General features: G+C 33.4%; 19 protein-coding genes, 1 pseudogene and 1 riboswitch. Of the genes and pseudogenes, 8 read left to right on the plus strand and 12 right to left on the minus strand.

The window, feature by feature from the left end:
* Positions 1–1,288 precede the first annotated feature (1,288 nt).
* The 3 genes from ACFX4W_RS01830 to ACFX4W_RS01840 all read right to left on the minus strand — a co-directional run bounded on the left by ACFX4W_RS01830 (position 1,289) and on the right by ACFX4W_RS01840 (position 2,727).
* Positions 1,289–1,438: a phosphoesterase gene (locus ACFX4W_RS01830; RefSeq protein ID WP_116733210.1), complete on the minus strand. Its 150-nt coding sequence runs from the start codon at positions 1,436–1,438 to the stop codon at positions 1,289–1,291.
* Positions 1,439–1,567: 129 nt separating this feature from the next.
* Positions 1,568–1,747: a hypothetical protein gene (locus ACFX4W_RS01835; protein ID WP_043978786.1), complete on the minus strand. Its 180-nt coding sequence runs from the start codon at positions 1,745–1,747 to the stop codon at positions 1,568–1,570.
* A 662-nt stretch (positions 1,748–2,409) separates the two neighbouring features.
* Positions 2,410–2,727, minus strand: coding sequence for a hypothetical protein (locus tag ACFX4W_RS01840; RefSeq protein ID WP_377256911.1), 318 nt, complete (start codon positions 2,725–2,727; stop codon positions 2,410–2,412).
* Between the two features lie 710 nt (positions 2,728–3,437).
* Between ACFX4W_RS01840 and ACFX4W_RS01845 the strand changes: the two genes are divergently transcribed.
* Positions 3,438–3,599, plus strand: coding sequence for a hypothetical protein (locus ACFX4W_RS01845; protein WP_377559204.1), 162 nt, complete (start codon positions 3,438–3,440; stop codon positions 3,597–3,599).
* A 902-nt stretch (positions 3,600–4,501) separates the two neighbouring features.
* Here the strand turns inward: ACFX4W_RS01845 and ACFX4W_RS01850 are convergent.
* Together ACFX4W_RS01850 and ACFX4W_RS01855 are read right to left on the minus strand one after the other, a co-directional pair.
* A pseudogene (locus tag ACFX4W_RS01850) lies at positions 4,502–4,711 on the minus strand (transposase); the annotation flags it as partial.
* Between the two features lie 385 nt (positions 4,712–5,096).
* The gene (locus tag ACFX4W_RS01855) at positions 5,097–6,512 is read right to left on the minus strand and encodes an MFS transporter (RefSeq protein WP_197227541.1); all 1,416 of its coding nucleotides are present in this window, start codon (positions 6,510–6,512) and stop codon (positions 5,097–5,099) included.
* 520 nt (positions 6,513–7,032) lie between these two features.
* On the opposite strand from ACFX4W_RS01855, the gene ACFX4W_RS01860 reads away from it, so the two are divergent.
* The gene (locus tag ACFX4W_RS01860) at positions 7,033–7,338 is read left to right on the plus strand and encodes an STAS domain-containing protein (RefSeq protein ID WP_377256917.1); all 306 of its coding nucleotides are present in this window, start codon (positions 7,033–7,035) and stop codon (positions 7,336–7,338) included.
* A 362-nt stretch (positions 7,339–7,700) separates the two neighbouring features.
* Here ACFX4W_RS01860 and ACFX4W_RS01865 read toward each other — a convergent pair whose 3' ends face one another.
* Positions 7,701–8,537 carry an STAS domain-containing protein gene (locus tag ACFX4W_RS01865; RefSeq protein ID WP_377256920.1) on the minus strand — a complete coding sequence of 279 codons (837 nt, stop codon included), beginning with the start codon at positions 8,535–8,537 and terminating at the stop codon, positions 7,701–7,703.
* A 208-nt stretch (positions 8,538–8,745) separates the two neighbouring features.
* Entirely contained in the window at positions 8,746–9,057 is a 312-nt protein-coding gene (locus ACFX4W_RS01870; protein ID WP_377256923.1) for a hypothetical protein, read from the minus strand.
* 315 nt (positions 9,058–9,372) lie between these two features.
* On the opposite strand from ACFX4W_RS01870, the gene ACFX4W_RS01875 reads away from it, so the two are divergent.
* From ACFX4W_RS01875 to ACFX4W_RS01890, 4 genes are all read left to right on the plus strand, one after another.
* Positions 9,373–9,612: a hypothetical protein gene (locus tag ACFX4W_RS01875; RefSeq protein ID WP_377559205.1), complete on the plus strand. Its 240-nt coding sequence runs from the start codon at positions 9,373–9,375 to the stop codon at positions 9,610–9,612.
* A gap of 225 nt (positions 9,613–9,837) precedes the next feature.
* On the plus strand, positions 9,838–10,257 hold the full coding sequence (locus ACFX4W_RS01880) for a hypothetical protein (protein WP_377256929.1): 420 nt from the start codon (positions 9,838–9,840) through the stop codon (positions 10,255–10,257).
* A 552-nt stretch (positions 10,258–10,809) separates the two neighbouring features.
* On the plus strand, positions 10,810–11,598 hold the full coding sequence (locus ACFX4W_RS01885) for a hypothetical protein (protein WP_377256932.1): 789 nt from the start codon (positions 10,810–10,812) through the stop codon (positions 11,596–11,598).
* A 4-nt stretch (positions 11,599–11,602) separates the two neighbouring features.
* A complete protein-coding gene (locus ACFX4W_RS01890) occupies positions 11,603–12,073 on the plus strand; it encodes a hypothetical protein (RefSeq protein WP_377256935.1) in 471 nt (156 codons plus the stop codon).
* Between the two features lie 166 nt (positions 12,074–12,239).
* Here the strand turns inward: ACFX4W_RS01890 and ACFX4W_RS01895 are convergent.
* A protein-coding gene (locus tag ACFX4W_RS01895; protein ID WP_377559212.1) for an IS3 family transposase occupies positions 12,240–13,390 on the minus strand; the annotation gives its coding sequence in 2 pieces (ribosomal slippage) (positions 12,240–13,138 and positions 13,138–13,390; 1,152 coding nt in all).
* 108 nt (positions 13,391–13,498) lie between these two features.
* Here ACFX4W_RS01895 and ACFX4W_RS01900 point away from each other — a divergent pair.
* Positions 13,499–14,173: a sigma-70 family RNA polymerase sigma factor gene (locus ACFX4W_RS01900; RefSeq protein WP_377558862.1), complete on the plus strand. Its 675-nt coding sequence runs from the start codon at positions 13,499–13,501 to the stop codon at positions 14,171–14,173.
* Positions 14,174–14,371: 198 nt separating this feature from the next.
* Here the strand turns inward: ACFX4W_RS01900 and ACFX4W_RS01905 are convergent, their stop codons facing one another.
* From ACFX4W_RS01905 to ACFX4W_RS01915, 3 genes are all read right to left on the minus strand, one after another.
* The gene (locus tag ACFX4W_RS01905; protein WP_377558863.1) at positions 14,372–14,572 is read right to left on the minus strand and encodes a hypothetical protein; all 201 of its coding nucleotides are present in this window, start codon (positions 14,570–14,572) and stop codon (positions 14,372–14,374) included.
* Between the two features lie 472 nt (positions 14,573–15,044).
* Positions 15,045–15,629 carry an ATP-dependent Clp endopeptidase proteolytic subunit ClpP gene (gene clpP / locus ACFX4W_RS01910; RefSeq protein WP_057238046.1) on the minus strand — a complete coding sequence of 195 codons (585 nt, stop codon included), beginning with the start codon at positions 15,627–15,629 and terminating at the stop codon, positions 15,045–15,047.
* A 347-nt stretch (positions 15,630–15,976) separates the two neighbouring features.
* A riboswitch (cyclic di-GMP riboswitch) is annotated at positions 15,977–16,061 on the plus strand.
* Between the two features lie 109 nt (positions 16,062–16,170).
* Positions 16,171–16,362, minus strand: coding sequence for an anti-repressor SinI family protein (locus ACFX4W_RS01915; RefSeq protein ID WP_377256890.1), 192 nt, complete (start codon positions 16,360–16,362; stop codon positions 16,171–16,173).
* A gap of 482 nt (positions 16,363–16,844) precedes the next feature.
* On the opposite strand from ACFX4W_RS01915, the gene ACFX4W_RS01920 reads away from it, so the two are divergent.
* Positions 16,845–16,991 (plus strand): hypothetical protein, encoded by a 147-nt coding sequence (locus tag ACFX4W_RS01920; RefSeq protein ID WP_162837702.1) that lies wholly within the window; start codon positions 16,845–16,847, stop codon positions 16,989–16,991.
* Between the two features lie 95 nt (positions 16,992–17,086).
* On the opposite strand, the gene ACFX4W_RS01925 is transcribed toward ACFX4W_RS01920, so the two are convergent.
* Entirely contained in the window at positions 17,087–17,359 is a 273-nt protein-coding gene (locus ACFX4W_RS01925) for an HU family DNA-binding protein (RefSeq protein ID WP_377256887.1), read from the minus strand.
* Positions 17,360–17,729: the final 370 nt, after the last annotated feature.

Here is a 17,729-nt window from a genome sequence, read left to right on the forward strand (position 1 = left end):
GTAAGCTTCAAAGAAATTAAGCATCTACTAGACAATAAAAAATCTCGTATGAATTTGAATAACAAAAGGCCAAATCTAGATAAAAATTGAATATTCACACGATAAAACTATTCATTTCCTAATAAAAAATACCTGGAAGAGTTGAATTATAATCCGAATAAGGGCCACTACATAAAAAGTGTCCCTTATTCGCTATTTGTCTACATTGTGTATAAATCTTAAAACCTTTTATTTAATACACTTTCACTTAAACTATCCTCTTGACGACAGTTAACAACCCATTCGTGAAAATGTATCTTTTCTAACCCTTAAAACTAAATTTATAAGTACTTAAAAAACATCGGATTAGAAAAAAACGATGTTTTTAGCACTTTAAACTCAGAAACTGATACTAATTTAACTTTTCCTAATGAATCTTGTTCCTTAATTTTACAAGTACCATTGTTATATAACCACAAAGCAGTATAATTTTTGCTTTAAATATGACATTACAATCAACCTTCACTAATTATCCTTAACCCTCCTTAATACTTGCTAATTTTCGACATAAAAAGAGGGATCCCTTTAGAATAACTCCCAGAGAGTATTGCACATGAATATCTCCTATCGATCGTTTGATCACTAATTATCTCTTTACATTGAAGAATATTTTTATTTACCCAGGGTATTTTACGCTCTTAAAATCTACGTATATTTCAAAAAGTCCATAAAAATAATATAATCACTTTTTATAATTACAGATATAACTATTTATAATGTAAACGTTTTCTTTTATAATGAAATCAGGTGGATAGCATGCGTGGCTATCGTTTTATTTGGCGCAGGTGGAGCCCATACAAAAAGAAAAAATGAACTTTTTTTAACTTTGTGTTGTGTTACATACAACTTCGTACATACAAGTTAATACAATCAATAAGTACATTATTAATTTGGATGTATAAGAGATTACTAGATAGGTAATGATAGAAGTAAGAAACATAAATAAAGGAGGAAAAGATGTTGAAAGAATATAAACAGGTGTTTTCTAATTTTATTGATGAAGACCGATTCGAACTACATTCATACCTTACTTATTTATTCAATCAATCTCAGGATAACGATGTAATTCAGTTAGAAGATTAACATATAACATGATAAATGTACACATATTGTAAAGTGGAAGGGTAAATATATGAATGAAAAATAGGATAAGCGACCTTACTGTTCGAATTAGGATAGATAAGTCGCTTTTTATTGTTCTCATGTAAAGTCTTCCTGTTAGTGGGTTAATTCTATTACAGAGGGTATTCTATGAGATACTTCGAAGCTGTTTAGTTAATCGTAAGAGGGTTTCTTTATCTTTATTTTTTGAATCTTGTTCCATTTGCACTAAAATTTCTGTTTTTTTAACGTCACGTAGATTTTTCATTGATAAAAGTTGATTAAATGTAGCATTCATGTCTTTTATCTCTCCTATCTTTGTGCAACCGTTTTTCTTTGTATTCCACACCCATCATTCTTTTTCCTTTAAAAGCTTTCTATATATAATAAGCAGAAACTCAGTCAAAAAAGACTGAGTTTCTGCTTATTATATGCCATTTACACCACTTTCTACCATAGCATGTTCCCAGCTAGGGAAAAAATAAAGTGCATTTTTCATTAGTTTTGGATGTGTTTGCTTTACTTTTTTCTTTTTTAGAGATTGTCCATTTGTTCCTAAGTACTGGATTTGGGCTTTGACTTCTTCGACCGTCATATCGGCTTGCATAAGATCACTCCCTTTATCAAGTTGACCCTATTATTCCCTTCTTTTAGATAGGTAAAACATATACTTCTAGAATTAGCTTATATTTATTTATATTTAATACAAATTATGAAGAACAACTACAACAAAGACTGCCGATTATGTATAAGCCTTCTACCAAGGATTCTTTCTCCGGAGTATGCAGCTTTTTATACATATGCTTGTCTCAGAAAATAGTCTTTATGAAGAAAAAATATATGTTATTATTTAACTCCAGTTATAGATTCCTTTAAAAAGTTACCATTTCAAATTCTTTTAGAATAATGTTTTTTTTAATTCAATCCAGCTTAATACTATACCCTTATTATAGGGACTAAAAATGTATATCATATACTCCTAAAGAACAAAAAAACTCCCCCAATGCGTTAAGAGAGTTTTTCTGTTCTTTAGGAGTTAGCTAAGTGATGATTCATCCATCTTGAGTAGTTTACTCATAAATAAAGAATTTTATTTGTTATAGAGTAAGTTTTTCTTTATAACTCCTATGTGAATAGGAAGAATAATACTGAATACAATCAAATAGGCAATTATAGAGAAAATAAAAAAGCTCCAATTTTTCATTTTTAAATACCCTGTTTGTATCATTAGCCATTCAATTAGAGTTGATAATAAGGTAAAAAGAAGAACTAGGATCCATTTGTTATTTTTTTGAAGTAGTTTAGATAGATAACAGAAAGTGATGTAGGAATAAAATTATAACTCACAAATTCACCAAGTCCCGTAATTTTAGGGTTACCTAGATCCACCCAGTCTAACATTCTCCCCACTACCGTATCAGAATTCCAAGCTACATAACCTACAACTCCAAAAGTAATATAAAATTCTAACCAGTTAATTTTTCTTTTAGGCATGAAAAGGGCAAATAATAATAATAGAAATGCTACAGAGATGGGAAACCAAATTCCTTTTGCAGATAAATCTAAATTTTTGATGATTGAGTGCATAATTAGATACCTCTTTTTTTGAAGATATATTTATTTTCTCCTAATTATCAAAATTCATTTAAATAATTAGATTTTAGGATTTTATCTGCTGCCTATAATTGTGATTATGGTGCGACAAGAAGTCGCTTTCTGACAGTGTAGCTAACGCTACCCATCTAGACGTAGAGATGATCTCCATCCGAAACGGCATTCTTGGTAACGAGTCTGTCGGTTGCATGAGGAAATGCGGAAACAGGGGACAAATGCATGGTCCAGAATACTGCTAGGAGAAGATAGGTATGGTAAACAAAAGTGAAGGTTTGTAAGCTTCGTAAGGGTTAGCTCAAGATAATGCACAGCTTTGCTTGGGTTTTGGCAAGAGGAAAAGTAGAATCATAATGCTGCTCTGATGCGTCCCGCATCTTGCCTGGAGTAAAGAACCTACCTACCCCTATCGCATCTGTAGGAAGGGAAACTTGGTAAGCCCTATGTCATCTGCGTAAGCAGTAGAATGACTGCAAAGTCAAACGATGTGGCAGAGGGTATGGGATATGAGAAAAAGCGAAAGCCGTTACTCTGAAAAGGAACAGGAAAGCAGAATCATTGTATAACTGGACGGATACTGTCGGCTTTACAGACAATGACAAGCTCGTAAGAGCGCCCACTTCTCATTGGTCTTCAACACGAAAATAAATTTGTGGCTATCTTCCAACGAAAAGGAGCGTGCTGTTATGAATACCTCTCTACGAGCGTCGGCGGACGTCTCGCATAAGGATTGGTACTCTATTGATTGGAGTATTATACAAAAATATGTAGCGAAGTTACATGGTGGAAATAATAAATGGATTCTCACATATCCACTTACTAACATTCAACTGTTAAAGATGTCCTAGATTAAGATAGAACGGCATGTCATGGTAGCCTATAAAAACAGCCTAGATGATCCAAGTCTAAGAGAGTATTGGAAAAAACGAGACCGTAAGGTCTTTAATAATGAAAATACATTGGATAGGATGAAACTCGCAAGAAAACAAGGATATCGTTGTCCATTGTGTAAGCAGGCTCTACAAAATGGAGAGAAAGTTATAGTGCGAAACCTAGAGGTTTCTATAGGTGAATTTGTTAAATTAGTACATGTACCATGTATTAAATAAATAAGTTGTTCGGATAAAAAGAAGGCTTGAGTCGTATGACGGAAAATCTGTCACGTACAGTTCTTAGGGGGCGGACGCTCGTGAGAGTGCCTGCCTACCCGACGTAACTAGATCTAGGTATTATATGTATCTTTAAATACTGTTCTAAAGGTATGTTACAATGTAATTATAAGGAAAAAGAGGTGTGTATAGGTATGTTAACTGCAGTAGTTGTAAACTGTTTCAATTTTATCTTTAGCTTGGATTATAGGGCAAAGAGAGCAGCAAGGTGAATAATGATTAGAAGAAAAAGCGTCTGAGGTGGTTTATATGCAAAGACAGCAAGGTATTACTATACTTTTATTAATGTTAGGTATGGCTTTTAAAAATGTATTTGAGTACTCTCCTTACTGTGGTATGGCTTTTAGAAACAGGAATATTAATAGTTAATTCTATTTATACAGGTAAAAATATAAAAAAGAAAAACAATACATAATTAATTTCAAAAGTACTTAGATAATTATTATCCAAGCACTTTTTCTACCGGGAAAGCACATTATGGTAACTAAGTTCGTATATGATATTCATTAGAAAAGCAGAAAAACTCCCTAGCTGAACTGAATCCAAAAAGTTAGACCCTTTATCTAAGCAGCGAATGAGGATTAAATTTTGTATTCTACAGGGGTCAATCCTTTTAATTCTGCTTTTATTCGTTTGTGGTTGTAATAAACAATATAGCTCTCTAATTTCTGTTGAAAGTGCTCCATACTCTCAAACTCTTGTAGATAGAGTAACTCTGATTTTAATAGACCAAAGAAGTTTTCAATGACTGCGTTATCAAAACAATTTCCCTTACGGGACATACTTTGAGTAAATGCTGATATTTGGTCATTTGATAATGTCACCGTTGAGTAAGATGGCATATTGAGTACATATGATGCTTCACAGAGTAATTTGTATAGGTCGGCTGTAAACCCTTTTCTCCATGTTTTTGGTACAATGCCACCCATTTTATAATATCTGATTTAGTTGCGCTTATTTAGGTACAAATCAATAACTTTCAACTTGTCTTCAAATGTATGTCTTGACATAAAAACACCCCAATCATTAGAGTTTCTTTGTCTAACAATTGAGGTGCAGTTCACCTTTTAAAAGTTGTCTTTTGTCTTTCTTCTCCCGAGAAATCACGTTTGTGAGAAAATGCTTTTCAGAAACAAGTCAGCTTAAAACGCAAAATAGTTGAGTAGCTACTTTCTTTTATTCCGTTGATTTTTCTTTTTGTTCGGTATGCCACCATAATGCATCTTTCGGGTTTTCAACAGCTTCGTTGTATTCAGATTTAGAAGCAACTGTTGGATAAGAACCTTTTAGAGATTTTCCTGCCGTGTTCTTGAATAAGAATAAAATCACTAAGAACCCGATAATGCTCACAATGGTTAGATAGAAAGCAGGGGCTAAGTTATTTCCTGTTTCATGAACTAGCCATGTGGCAACTAATGGCGTCGTCCCACCAAATATTGAAACAGAAACATTAAACGTCACGGCTAATGTTCGGTAGCGAATATCGGTATAGAACATCGTTGGTAATGTTCCAGGCATGGTACCTTCGTAAGTGGAAAGTAGAACACCTAAAATTAAAATACCTAATGAAATAAAGACTAAACTGTTCAAGTTGATTAAATAAAACGAAACAGCTGACAATAGACTTAATCCACCTAAACCAATTAAGAAAACCTTCTTGTTTCCAATTTTGTCACTAAGCTTTCCAAACATGAAAGCAAGTGGTACCATCAGAATCATGGTCACAGTAATTAATACAGTTCCCACTGTATTAGACAATCCAATAATTTCATTTAAATAAGAAGGCATGTACGATAATAGCATGTAGTTTGTAATGTTAAAGAATGCCACAGCTACAAAACAAACAAACACATCTTTTTTATGATTTTTCAAAATGGATAGAAAGCTTTCTTCCTGGACTTGGTCATCAGAGCTGGAAAGTTCATTTTCAAAAATCGGCGTTTCCTCTAAACTGCTTCGTAAATAAAATCCAATTAGACCTAAAGGTAAGCCAAGTAAGAACGGTATTCTCCATCCCCATGAGGCCATCTGTTCATCCGTTAGAAGAAGAAAAAGCAAACTAGCCAACAGTGATGCTAGGATATAACCCGTGAGGGTTCCAATTTCTAATCCACTTCCAAGTACATTACGCTTATTGTCTGGAGACGATTCTGCGATATAGACCATTGCACCAGCATATTCACCGCCGGTTGAAAAACCTTGAATAATTCTTGCTATTAATAAGAGGATCGGTGCCCATATACCGATTTGATCGTATGTAGGTAATAAACCGATGAGTAATGTGGAAAACGCCATTAAAATAATGGTGGTGGTTAGAACAACTTTCCTTCCTAACTTATCTCCAATTCTTCCGAATATAATACCCCCTACTGGGCGCATTAAGAAGGCAATCGCAAAAGTGGCAAATGTGAATACCAATTTTAGCTCATCATTCCCAACAGCACTAAAAAAGTTTTGACTAATGATAACAGCTAAATATGAATATAAACCAAAGTCAAACCATTCCATTGCGTTTCCTACGCCTGTAGCAAAAACGCTTTTTTTAGCTTTGTCAATATCTACGACGTTAATTTTTTTCTTGTTAAACTTCATTTATATTATGTCACCTCCAAGGCATATGATTATACAAGAATAAGAAGCAAAGTCAAACTCAAGGCTTACTTAATCAGACATACAAAAGCATTTAAACATTCATTATTTTTAAATAAAACAGGGGGGAATATTCATTCTGAAAAAATACTACATACAATTTGTTCCTTTTAGTTAGTAATCAAATATAGGGGTAAAGTTGAAAGACATAGAAAAAAGCTACTGACTGACTCCACCAACAGTAGCTTTTTTCACATAGAATAAGAAAGTTGATGCCTCTAAGCATCCTAAGTAGTTTACCCACAATATACGAATGTTACTCATATATTGTAAATAACTACATGTTATGTAGTTTCAAAGAAGATACCTCATTAGAGAGTAACTTCTTCTTATTATAGAATAACAAGCTTTCAAAGAAAAGTCATGTAACTTGATTGATATACATATCTAACGCAAAATAAGTATAGAACACGGACTCTCTACAGAAGAAATTGTATTTATTAATAAACGATTTAACTATTTGTTGGATATAAGTATCACCGAAACTGTTATAGTATTTGAACAAGTAAAAGATGAAATTATTAAAAAGGCACAACAAGAGGTGTTGAAACTATCGGTTCCTGTCGTCCCCATTCAGGATAAAACTGCTGTTCTCCCACTAATAGGCTCTATCAATTCAGAAAGAGCTGAATATATCTTGGAGAATGTGATCTTGAAAATTATCGAAATGAAAATAGAGTATCTGATTGTTGATTTTTCAGGTATCTTGAATATAGATACTATAGCTGAACGTTACCTCTTTGATATCTACAGTGTTCTTCGCTTATAAGGTATTGAGGAGGTCATGATGACAGGTATACGACCTGAACTTGCTCAAACTGTTGTTAGAAATGGCTTTGATTTCTCCTCTATTAAAACCTATGCAACGGTTAAACAAGCGATAGAAACTCAAAAAAGCTAGGAAATTAAGTTTCCCAGCTTTTTTGCATTAAGTTGATTTAGGATGTATATCATATGCGGAATTAGTATTTTATCGGTACTATCGCAAAACAACCCTAGAGTTATAACTCCAGGGTTACCTTAGTAATGATTACTCAGGTATAAATAAACTTTATTTACTTTTTCAACAACGCTTCTAATTTCACAAACTCATCTTTATTTCTGCATGTAAAGAAAACTTCTCTATTCCTCCTACATGCGGTCGAGTTCTAGATATTCTTTTAACGTTTGCTGTAACGTCCCTTTTGCTTCTGCCTGGTCCTCAAAGGAGATTCCTGAGTGAATCATTGTTCGAACTAGGTCAGTACGTAAACCTGTAAGAACAGCTTTAGATCCCATCATTGAAATCCCAGTTAATATTTTTTGAAAATGGTCAATGACATGCATCTCCATGTTAGCAATTCCAGAAAGGTCTATAATTAATGTTTGAATCTTTAAACCTGAGATGCCCATCAATACTTTCTCCTCAATCGTTTGGATACGATTGAGGTCAATCATTCCGATCAACGGTAGTACAGCTATAGATTGGCTAAGTGGTATAATGGGTACTGATAGATTTTCAACTAAGTCCCTTTGGGAGGCAATTAATTCATCTTTATACGTGGAATAACTAATGAGAAAAGTGTTAAGAAATTGATCGATCTTATCATTAATTCGTTTCTCTAAGGCATAAAATTCTTCACGGCTATTAAAATGGTTATTTATTCGATCATATTGATAGAGAAAATGCCACAATGTTCGCCTAATGGCCTGTACCCATTCTAGTTTGAAGGCAAGAGTTAAGGAATGCTCTGCCCAGGCTATCCCTTCTTGTTGAGCGAAAGCAACGAGTTGTTCTTCCTTTTGCTCCACGACATATAGAGATAACTTTTGAGCATTTTTTAAAAGATCAATATTTCCAGTTTCTAAAATGTCATTAATCTTAGAGGCTACGTTAACCGCCTCTGATAAGAGTTTATCCTGGAAGTTCTGTTTGTTATCTTTAATGAAATCGGTCATTTTCTCTCTCTGATTATAAATAATTTCCATTTTGAATACGCCCCTTATTTGTTTACTGATTATTGTTATCCTTAATTAATAAATATTCCCAAATGAGTTATTATTTATTTTTATTTTCATGCCTTGTACTACCTCCACTACATATGTTTTAAATAAAAGAACAATAAGACTTTTATAATGAATCTTTAAACCTGAATATACCCATGGTCGTGCCCACTTTTTCCAATATGATAAAGGGTTAATGGAGATAATTTTCACTGGCTGCTATCCATTCAGATAGTTCATCAAAAATGTTCTGCACTTGTTCTTTATTTAACGCGTCAACATTCTCCCATGCACTAGAAATATAAATCTCTAGATGATCAGGACAGGAAATGGATTCAGTAATAAGGGCTTTATAAAATAAAGGATTACCACCTTTATCTACTTCACCCTTACATCTATAGTTTTCAAACTTCCAACCATCTTTTGTCTTTTTGAAATGATAAAGGTCCTTATATCCCAACAGAGGACTGTATATTTGCATTTTGAATCTAGATGCACTACTCAACTTCAGATACCTCCTACCTCCCAAAGAATCTCATTTTCAAATAAGATTCTTTGTATCTTTACCCCTAAAACATATATTTTATTTACATCTTTTATACCATATCTATCTGTAATTCCCAACTATGTTGCATTTGTCATATATCGCCTAATCCTAATACAACATTACATTTTTTGTTTTTTTACAAATTTATTTCATTTTTAAAATCTTTATTTCAATTATTAAAGGTAATAACTTATAAATATACCCTATGTTAAAATGGATTAAACTTTCATTTGTAAAATTTTTTTTAATAGTGAGAAAGGGGTTTGGTGATACATGACAATAATAAAAATCAAAGAAATGTTAGAAACGTTATTACGATATGAAGATAGTGAAATCACTCATACCTTTTGTAGTGGAAATCATACCTTTTCTCTCAGTTATTCTAAAGAACTAAAGAATTTTCAAGTGAAGAATATTGAAACGGGCCATATTGAACATTTTCCGGATGTGGAGACTACATCTTTAGCTTTGTATAGAATAATAAGTATTGTGAAAAAAGAAGTCACTGAGTAATAATCCATTTTAAAGTTTACATAACAAGTATGATGTTTCTCTTTACTGTTCACCATATCAGTAGGTAGTAGAATGAATATTTGTAGACAGAAAAGCTCCTGATGCCTATTCAGGAGCTTTTCTGTCTTTAGTTACCATAATGTACATTCTAAATACATACAGAAATCACTTAGATATGATATCGTAAGTATAAAGATCCATTAATTAATGTAAAGGAGGTAGAACATGGATACTAGTATAACTAAATGGCTTCCTGTTCCTTATTTTCAAATCAATCAGGAAGGAACAATTCTAAATGTTTCACACATAACCCACTCATATTTCCCCCCTACATCGAATATATGGACGATCATTTATAAAGAAGACCGAAATAAAGCCATAGTAATGTTTTCACAGAGTCCTAATTCTCATCCTATAACAAAACAGCTCATTTTACAGACAAGTAACAAGTTATTTGGGAATTTTAAATGTACGATCCAATGGAAAGATGGTATAGGTCACCTCGTATGTACAGAAGTGAAAAGTAGTAAAGTTCTTGCACCTTTATCTATTCAAAACTCTTTAGTCAACACTCAAAAACGGTTAGAGGAATCAGAAAAACATTTAACCAAAGTTGCTAAAATAGTAAGTCTAAAAAAACACTAATTATTTGGTTTTGCCTCACATGAATTTTTTAGTTTTAAAGATGCATTTCATATAAATCTTTAGGTGGAATCATGTTCATTATAAGAACCAAAACATATTTTTTATAAAATATGTTTCGGTTTCTATGGTAAGGGTATAGTATTAAGATGGATGGAATTTTCGAGAAACATTCTTTTTTAAGTTTGTTTCTTTTTTTTTGATAATTATAAAACGAATCATAAACAGTAAATTGAGCAAACTACTCAAGATGCAATAGAGCATTATCAACATAACATCTATATTTCAACGACTAGGAAAACTACTGTACAGGAGCAGTAGTTTTTTTCGTTTGAATATACGAATTTAGTTACCATACTTTGTTTTCTTGAAAATAACATATAAAAAATCTATTTATGGAAAAATAGAGGGATTTTTCTAGTCACAAGACTCTTCATTTTGATAAGGATTAGATTTATATCAATTGATTGAATCAGAATAAACAAACAAGAGCATGTTAAATATGGATGGTAGGTATAAAAAGTATATTTTCATAACATCTATAGGAGATCGCAAATGAATAATTATAATAATGACAATACTATAAGACGCTATATTGCTCATGTTAGTATATTTGGAACGACTCAAATCCATTTAAGAAACCCCTATATTATTGCTTGGTGGTCAGCAGCTTTTCCTGGTTTTGGACATTTACTACTGTCTAAATACCTTCGGGGCTTTGTGTTATTTATATGGGAGGTCACCATAAATATTAAATCTCATGTAAATTTGGCCATGATTTATTCTTTTCAAGGAAACATTGATATGGCCAAAGACGTGCTTAATACAAGATGGCTTCTTATTTATATTCCCGTTTATATTTTTGCTATATGGGATAGTTACCGAACAACAGTTGATTTAAATAAAATATACGTGTTAGCTGAACGAGAAAATCATCGGTTCAACTCCTTCAGTATAGGAGCCATGGAAATAAACTATTTAGATAAACGGAATCCCATCTTATCCGTTTTTTGGTCGGTATTAATGCCTGGCCTAGGACAACTCTATATTCATCGGATCATTGGTGCTTTCTTTGTCATCATTTGGGCAGTCGTTTTCTTTTATTATTCTCACCTACTTGAGGGTATTTCTCTGCTATTTTTAGGAGAAATACAACAGGCGACTTCTGTTTTAGATGCAGAATGGTTGTTGTTTTTCCCCTCTTTATATGGTTTTGCTATCTTCGATTCCTATATGAATACCGTGGAGAATAATAAACTTGTTGAAAGAGAGCAGAAAAACTTCTTCGAGAAAATGTATCAACACCCCGGCTTTCGTATTGGAAAAGGAAAAAAGGTGAAATGAACATATGCAAATTTTTTCTACATTTGAATACTCAAGTTATGTAGAACTAGCTATTTCCGAGTTAGAGGAAAAAGGAATAGGAAAAGAAGACACATTTATTGTTCCTCTCAATAATCGAACGGAAAACCGTCGGATTTTTGATAGCCTTCATCGAGCAGATGGGGTTTCTCTTATTGATTTAGGAATGGCTCTAGCCACAGCCTTTTCTGTTATTGGTGCGAGTATTGGTTTTAAACTAAGCTGGGGCCCTATTTATTGGGGGATTATTAGTGCTTTTATCGGATTTGTCTTAGGACTAGGAATTAAACTATTTATGTTTAAAGTCATTAAGAAAAAGCAACGGCTTCTACGCGGTAAACATTCGGAAGTCATACTCATTGTTGATTGTCATGCTGTAGACGCCGAAGTGGTTGAACACATTTTGTGGAATAATTTAGCCTTAGGGGTTTCAAAAATTAGATCAGATGGTTTATAAAAACAAGTCATGAACGTACAATATAATGACCAGACATAAGATAAATTAACTTCTGCTTTTTTTGATTTTATGATAAGTGACGATTAATTTTATCTTCAAATGTATGTCTAGACATAAAAGCACCCCAATGGACTTGTCAATATTTATTGGACACTAAGTTAAGATACTATGATGAATAGGCTTTTTCGTATTCAATAGGGGAAAGATAATGCAGAGAAGAATGCATTCTTTTGGTATTGTAATAGAGCTCTATATATTTAAATACTTCTTTTCGAGCTTGTTCTGGTGTTGTAAATTTGGCACCATGAATGAGCTCTCTTTTTATGGTCTTATAAAAAGATTCCATTAATGCATTATCGTAGGGGTTTCCTTTTCTGCTGACACTTGAAACAGCACCATACTTTTTCAGTACGGCTTGAAAATTACTACCCGTATATTGGGATCCTTGGTCTGTATGGATAATTAATCCTGTTGGAGGATGTTCTTTGTTATATCCTTGTAAAAAAGCGTCTATCACAAGAGAATCTTTCATCCGTGTACTCATAGACCAGCCACTCACTTTTCTCGAGTACATATCCACAAATACCGCAAGGTATAAAGTACCCTTTTGAGTAGGGATATAGGTAATGTCACCGACCCATATTTTATTTCGTCCGTCTGTGTGAAAAACTTGATTAAGGAGGTTGGGTCTTTCTATAGAAGGTGATTTTTTATTATAACGTTTATAGCGATACCTGCTTCCTTTCGCATATAGGTTCATTTGACGCATCAGTTTTCCTACTCTTTTTCTGTTTACCTTGATTCCCTTCTTCTCAAGAACCTTTGTAACTCTTAAAGATCCGTATCGACCCTTATGTTCCTTAAATATCTCCTGTATTTCCGCACGTAACACTTCATTCTCTAAAGCTCTTTTAGAAGGTTTTCTCTGTAAATATTCATAGTAACCTGATCGTGAGATGTTTAACGTTTTACAAGCCTTCTTGATGTTATAGTTGTGTTTATTTTCTTTTAAGAATTGAAACCTTACACATTCTTTTTCTTCAAGAAGACCCGGAACTTTTTTAGTAGATCAAGCTCTTTTCTAAGTTCTTCATTCTCACGTTTAAGCTTTTTCATTTCATACTGGGAATTATAAAGTGCGCTCCCACGGCCTGGAAACGCACTTTCCCCATATTCTTCGTATTCACTTACCCAACGATATAGCGTATTAGGATGAATAGATAATTCTTTCGCAATCTCTTTTACAAATAGGTTCTCTTCCAGTACCAACTGAACTGCAGCCATTTTAAATTGACGATCATAAACTTTTCTACCCATAAACCGAATCACCTTTTTCTCTTAATTTAGTGTCCAGTTTATCGTACCATCTCCAGTAAAAAATGGACAACGGAGCAAGATACTTTCCTAAGAGAAAACATTAACATCATGAATAACCGTGAAATAGGAAATCATTTAGGTAAGAGCCCTGCTTCTGTTGCTACTCGTATTAAAATATTAAAACTATCCCGAAGAGAAACACTGCGTAGATGGACGGAGCAGGAAGATGAATACCTATTAAAGTATTATGGATCTAAATCTCTTGAACGCATATCCAGACGACTGCAGCGAAGTATACCAGCATTAGAGTCCAGATTAAGTCGCTTAGGCGTATATGGAGTAAGGGCTTATACAGGAAAAATTACGGTATATGAACTGGCCAAGTGCCTACAAGTTGATGTTCATACCATTTATAACTGGATTCAGAATAATAGGTTGCCCTATAAAATGACGAGGGCAAGAACACGGAATTTCATAGGAATCGATGTATTGGCCTTTTGGAAATGGGCTGAACAGAATAAAGAATTTCTTAACTTTTCTAAGATACCTAGAAATACTCTTATTCCTGAGCCCGATTGGGTAAATAAACAACGGAAATATGATTATTATAATCGTCCAAAATATGAAAATAAAAAGTGGACAGAAGAAGAAGATGCTCGTCTATGGTATATGTTCTACGAGGAAGATCGTACTCAACAAGAAATTGGTCAACTTATAGGACGATCAAGGCATGGGATTCAACGAAGGCTAAATCGATTGCGGAAAAAGAAATTGACCACTTAAAGGGCTTATCCTTTACGTATTTCAAATTATATATTCATTCAATATTAAAATAATCTTAAGTACAAGAAAGCATTCTTCCACATGACAAAAATCGTCTTTACAGCAAAAATATGTTATTGTTTAACTCCAGTTATAGTTTCCCTTAAAAAGCTCCCTCACTCCGAGATGCCATTTGGAGTGAGGGAGCTTTTTTCTTATTTAACTACTGAAGAAACTTCCACTCTTTCTTTTTCTTTTATAGTGATGATGTCCATAACTCCCATAATCACGATGACTTTTTCTATGATCATCGCTGCTACTGTACCTTTTAAAAGGTTTTGATCTTCCTCTTTTGCAATCACTGCTACTATAACGCTTCTGCTTATTATTCATTAGTGAATCAAACAGTTTCTTGAACATGATTTACTCACTCCTCATAATCATTTTAAATCTATGAAAAACAAAAAACGCTTTTATCTTTCTAGTAGATAAAAGCGTTCGATGTATAGACGGAGACTTCACCTAACTAAAAACGTAGGCACAGGTCTTGCTAACAATTAAAATTGCCAACAAAGCCGGAAACAAAATGTTTCGTAATGACGACTATTGTTGTACAGCTACTCCCCTTTGGAATATTAAGTTTGTTCAATGATATCGTAGGTCAATTCTATAAGTCGATTGATAACCAATCAATGACTATCTTTCAAAATCTCGTTCCTGCTGTTTATTTCGATTATGAATCCCATCTACACCGATGGTGAATAACGGAAAATGGGCGTCTGAGATAAAAGTTGTATTCTTTAAAAAAAGACACACAGATACCTAATAGAACCTGGCGTTATATCTAAGTGGTGTTTTTTTGTACATAGCACCATTGAATCTCTCTTTGCTCTTAAATTTGGTTTGTTAGAATTCGGTCAATTAAACCATATTCTTTTGCAGAATCAGCATTTAGAAAATAATCACGATCTGTATCTCTTTCAATTTCTTTTATTGTTCTTCCTGTATGGTAAGCCAGTAACTTGTTTAGTCGATTCCTCATACTTAGGATTCTTTTAGCACTGATATCAATGTCAGATGCTTGCCCCTTAGCCCCGCCTAATGGCTGATGAATCATAATTTCACTATTGGGAAGGCAAAATCGTTTTCCTTTTTTACCACCGGCAAGTAAAAAAGCCCCCATTGATGCAGCTATTCCAATGCATAATGTACTTACATCTGGACGGACTTGTTGCATGGTATCATAAATTCCCAAGCCATCTGTGATAGACCCTCCTGGCGAGTTAATGTAAATAATGATGTCCTTTTTGTCATCCTCTGCTTGCAGGAACAATAATTGTGCAATGATACTACATGCAGTTTCGCGATTAATTTCTCCACTTATCCAAATAATACGATCTTGTAATAATCGTGAATAAATATCATAAGCTCGTTCACCTGTTCTTGTTTGCTCAATTACATATGGGACAAAGTTCATTTGGTTTCCTCCATCTTCTAGAATTCGGTTGTTTTTATGTGGAATTTGGTTTACGATGATAGCCATTTCATAACCAACCATAATTAATATATGCCTATCTTTTAATTTTAAGGATTTTTAAACTTAGTTCTTCCTAATAAAACAATCCAAAAAGATACACCTTTTTAGACGTATTAAAAATACTAGGCCTTATTGTACGCTTGGTTTACTTCTCTTCCCAGCTGATAACTCTTAGTATTATTTTTGGAGTTAGGAATAGTTATTTAATTCAGAAAATAATTATAAGAATACTTATTTCGACATACTTCATCATACATTATGTAGTAATATTTATATAAATTTACACATTCAGATAAAGGCAAACTAGTTGAAAAGCTAGGACGCAAAGCTACAGGTCTAAAGTCAATTGACTATGACAGCTGAGCCTCCTGAAAATCTGGAGGAATTTATGTTTATGGACAGTAAAAAAGAAGTAATAACGCCCCATTTAGACCAAGAGGCTAAGGAAGTAGGGTTATCGGTTAAAGAAGTAAAAGCATTTTTAGATAATACACAAACCTAGTGATAACAAAAACATTAGATAGGCACGCAATCTAATGTTTTTTGTTATCGTGTTATCTTGAGATTTTGCTTCTAGAAACTGTTTAAATTCTTCTTTACTCACATTTGAATTCATTGCATCTTTAACTAGCTTCATCCACTCTTCTGGCAGAACTGCTATAGACTTTTTCATAATAGTACCTCCTTACATAAATACTTTTTATCATTTACCGTTTTTTTTAAGCTTAAAACCCTAATTTTATAGTGACCATCCACTATATTACAACTAAATAGTTAATCCTCTTTACTTTAATCGACTATACATAGCTGTTCATGTAGTGAAAAATAAAATTCTTTCTATTATTCTTCCGGATTCACCGCATTATTTATATTGTGATATTCTCTCCATCGACGATAAAAAATAGCTTCACTTATATTTGTGATTTTACAGATTTCCTTTACAGGCTTATTAGTAGTTTCATGAAGATCCATGGCGTTCCTTACCCCAACGTGTTTTAACGTGAATTTTTGCTTCTTTCCTTTATATATACCTTTTAGTAGTAAGATGAACTACTTATCACTTATAGATTTAGCATAAGGAGTGGATTTTTCGACATAATTATAATAATAAGGAGAAATTGCACCTATTAAGTAACCTAAAGGTGGTGAGTACTTATGAAAAACAGGGATAAAAGACGAAAAAAGAAACGTGATTTTTTAAAGGATTACTTAAAAAACAAGTTAGGTAATTGGAAACCTGGACTTGGCAAAGAGCCTACCTCAAATTCTAAGACGACACAAGAAAATAGAAACCTTGATTAGGTAATATTTGTGTGTAGGTATTTAGAAGTTTTTCACCCTGTAAAATAGCCCCCTTTAGAAGTCTATCTCTAGAGAGGGCTGATTATAAGGCATATTTATTTAACGGCTTCTTTTAATTCTTTTCCTGGTTTAAAAGCAGGAGTCTTTGAAGCCGCAATTGTCATTTCCTCGCCTGTTTGAGGGTTACGACCTGTACGGGCTGCACGTTCACGTACTTCAAATGTTCCAAATCCAATCAACTGAATTTTTTCTTCTTTCGCAAGTGTGTTAGAAATCGTCTCAAACAACGCTTCCACAGCTTTCTTAGCATCTTGCTTCGATAGTTCTGCTTGTGTTGCAACTGCATCTACTAGTTCAGTTTTATTCATATTCAAACACCTCATTCTCTTATTTTAGATCATATGTAGAAATGCTAACATATCATAGCTTCTACACACTTGTCACTTAATAAGGTAAGGTAAAAGGAAGATGAATTTTTAATTTAGCTCAAACTAATATCATATTTCCCAACCGCCTAAATTCTAAGTAGCCTTTGCTCCCGTTGAGCAAAGGCTACTTTTTTGACGAGTTTCTTCTATAAAATAGGCCATTTTGAAAAGACTTTTGTGTAAGTAGAATTAGTCGCTCTAAAAGGATGGATCTTTTTAGAGCGACTAATTTTTTATGACTCTTTAGAGAGGCAATCATGAGTATGAACTCTATTAGCAGCAACTACAAACCTTGATTTTCCTTCTTAGC

The sequence above is a fragment of the Priestia sp. YIM B13489 genome (assembly GCF_042787645.1).
GTDB classification, from domain to species: domain Bacteria; phylum Bacillota; class Bacilli; order Bacillales; family Bacillaceae_H; genus Priestia; species Priestia megaterium.

Bases quoted from the DNA above. Each gene is read 5' to 3' on its own strand.
- ACFX4W_RS01830 (WP_116733210.1), bottom strand. From the start codon at position 1,438: ATGAATGCTACATTTAATCAACTTTTATCAATGAAAAATCTACGTGAC.
- ACFX4W_RS01835 (WP_043978786.1), bottom strand. From the start codon at position 1,747: ATGCAAGCCGATATGACGGTCGAAGAAGTCAAAGCCCAAATCCAGTAC.
- ACFX4W_RS01840 (WP_377256911.1), bottom strand. From the start codon at position 2,727: ATGCACTCAATCATCAAAAATTTAGATTTATCTGCAAAAGGAATTTGG.
- ACFX4W_RS01845 (WP_377559204.1), top strand. From the start codon at position 3,438: ATGAATACCTCTCTACGAGCGTCGGCGGACGTCTCGCATAAGGATTGG.
- ACFX4W_RS01855 (WP_197227541.1), bottom strand. From the start codon at position 6,512: ATGAAGTTTAACAAGAAAAAAATTAACGTCGTAGATATTGACAAAGCT.
- ACFX4W_RS01865 (WP_377256920.1), bottom strand. From the start codon at position 8,537: ATGGAAATTATTTATAATCAGAGAGAGAAAATGACCGATTTCATTAAA.
- ACFX4W_RS01875 (WP_377559205.1), top strand. From the start codon at position 9,373: ATGACAATAATAAAAATCAAAGAAATGTTAGAAACGTTATTACGATAT.
- ACFX4W_RS01880 (WP_377256929.1), top strand. From the start codon at position 9,838: ATGGATACTAGTATAACTAAATGGCTTCCTGTTCCTTATTTTCAAATC.
- ACFX4W_RS01885 (WP_377256932.1), top strand. From the start codon at position 10,810: ATGAATAATTATAATAATGACAATACTATAAGACGCTATATTGCTCAT.
- ACFX4W_RS01890 (WP_377256935.1), top strand. From the start codon at position 11,603: ATGCAAATTTTTTCTACATTTGAATACTCAAGTTATGTAGAACTAGCT.
- ACFX4W_RS01900 (WP_377558862.1), top strand. From the start codon at position 13,499: ATGAATAACCGTGAAATAGGAAATCATTTAGGTAAGAGCCCTGCTTCT.
- ACFX4W_RS01905 (WP_377558863.1), bottom strand. From the start codon at position 14,572: ATGTTCAAGAAACTGTTTGATTCACTAATGAATAATAAGCAGAAGCGT.
- clpP (WP_057238046.1), bottom strand. From the start codon at position 15,629: ATGAACTTTGTCCCATATGTAATTGAGCAAACAAGAACAGGTGAACGA.
- ACFX4W_RS01915 (WP_377256890.1), bottom strand. From the start codon at position 16,362: ATGAAAAAGTCTATAGCAGTTCTGCCAGAAGAGTGGATGAAGCTAGTT.
- ACFX4W_RS01920 (WP_162837702.1), top strand. From the start codon at position 16,845: ATGAAAAACAGGGATAAAAGACGAAAAAAGAAACGTGATTTTTTAAAG.
- ACFX4W_RS01925 (WP_377256887.1), bottom strand. From the start codon at position 17,359: ATGAATAAAACTGAACTAGTAGATGCAGTTGCAACACAAGCAGAACTA.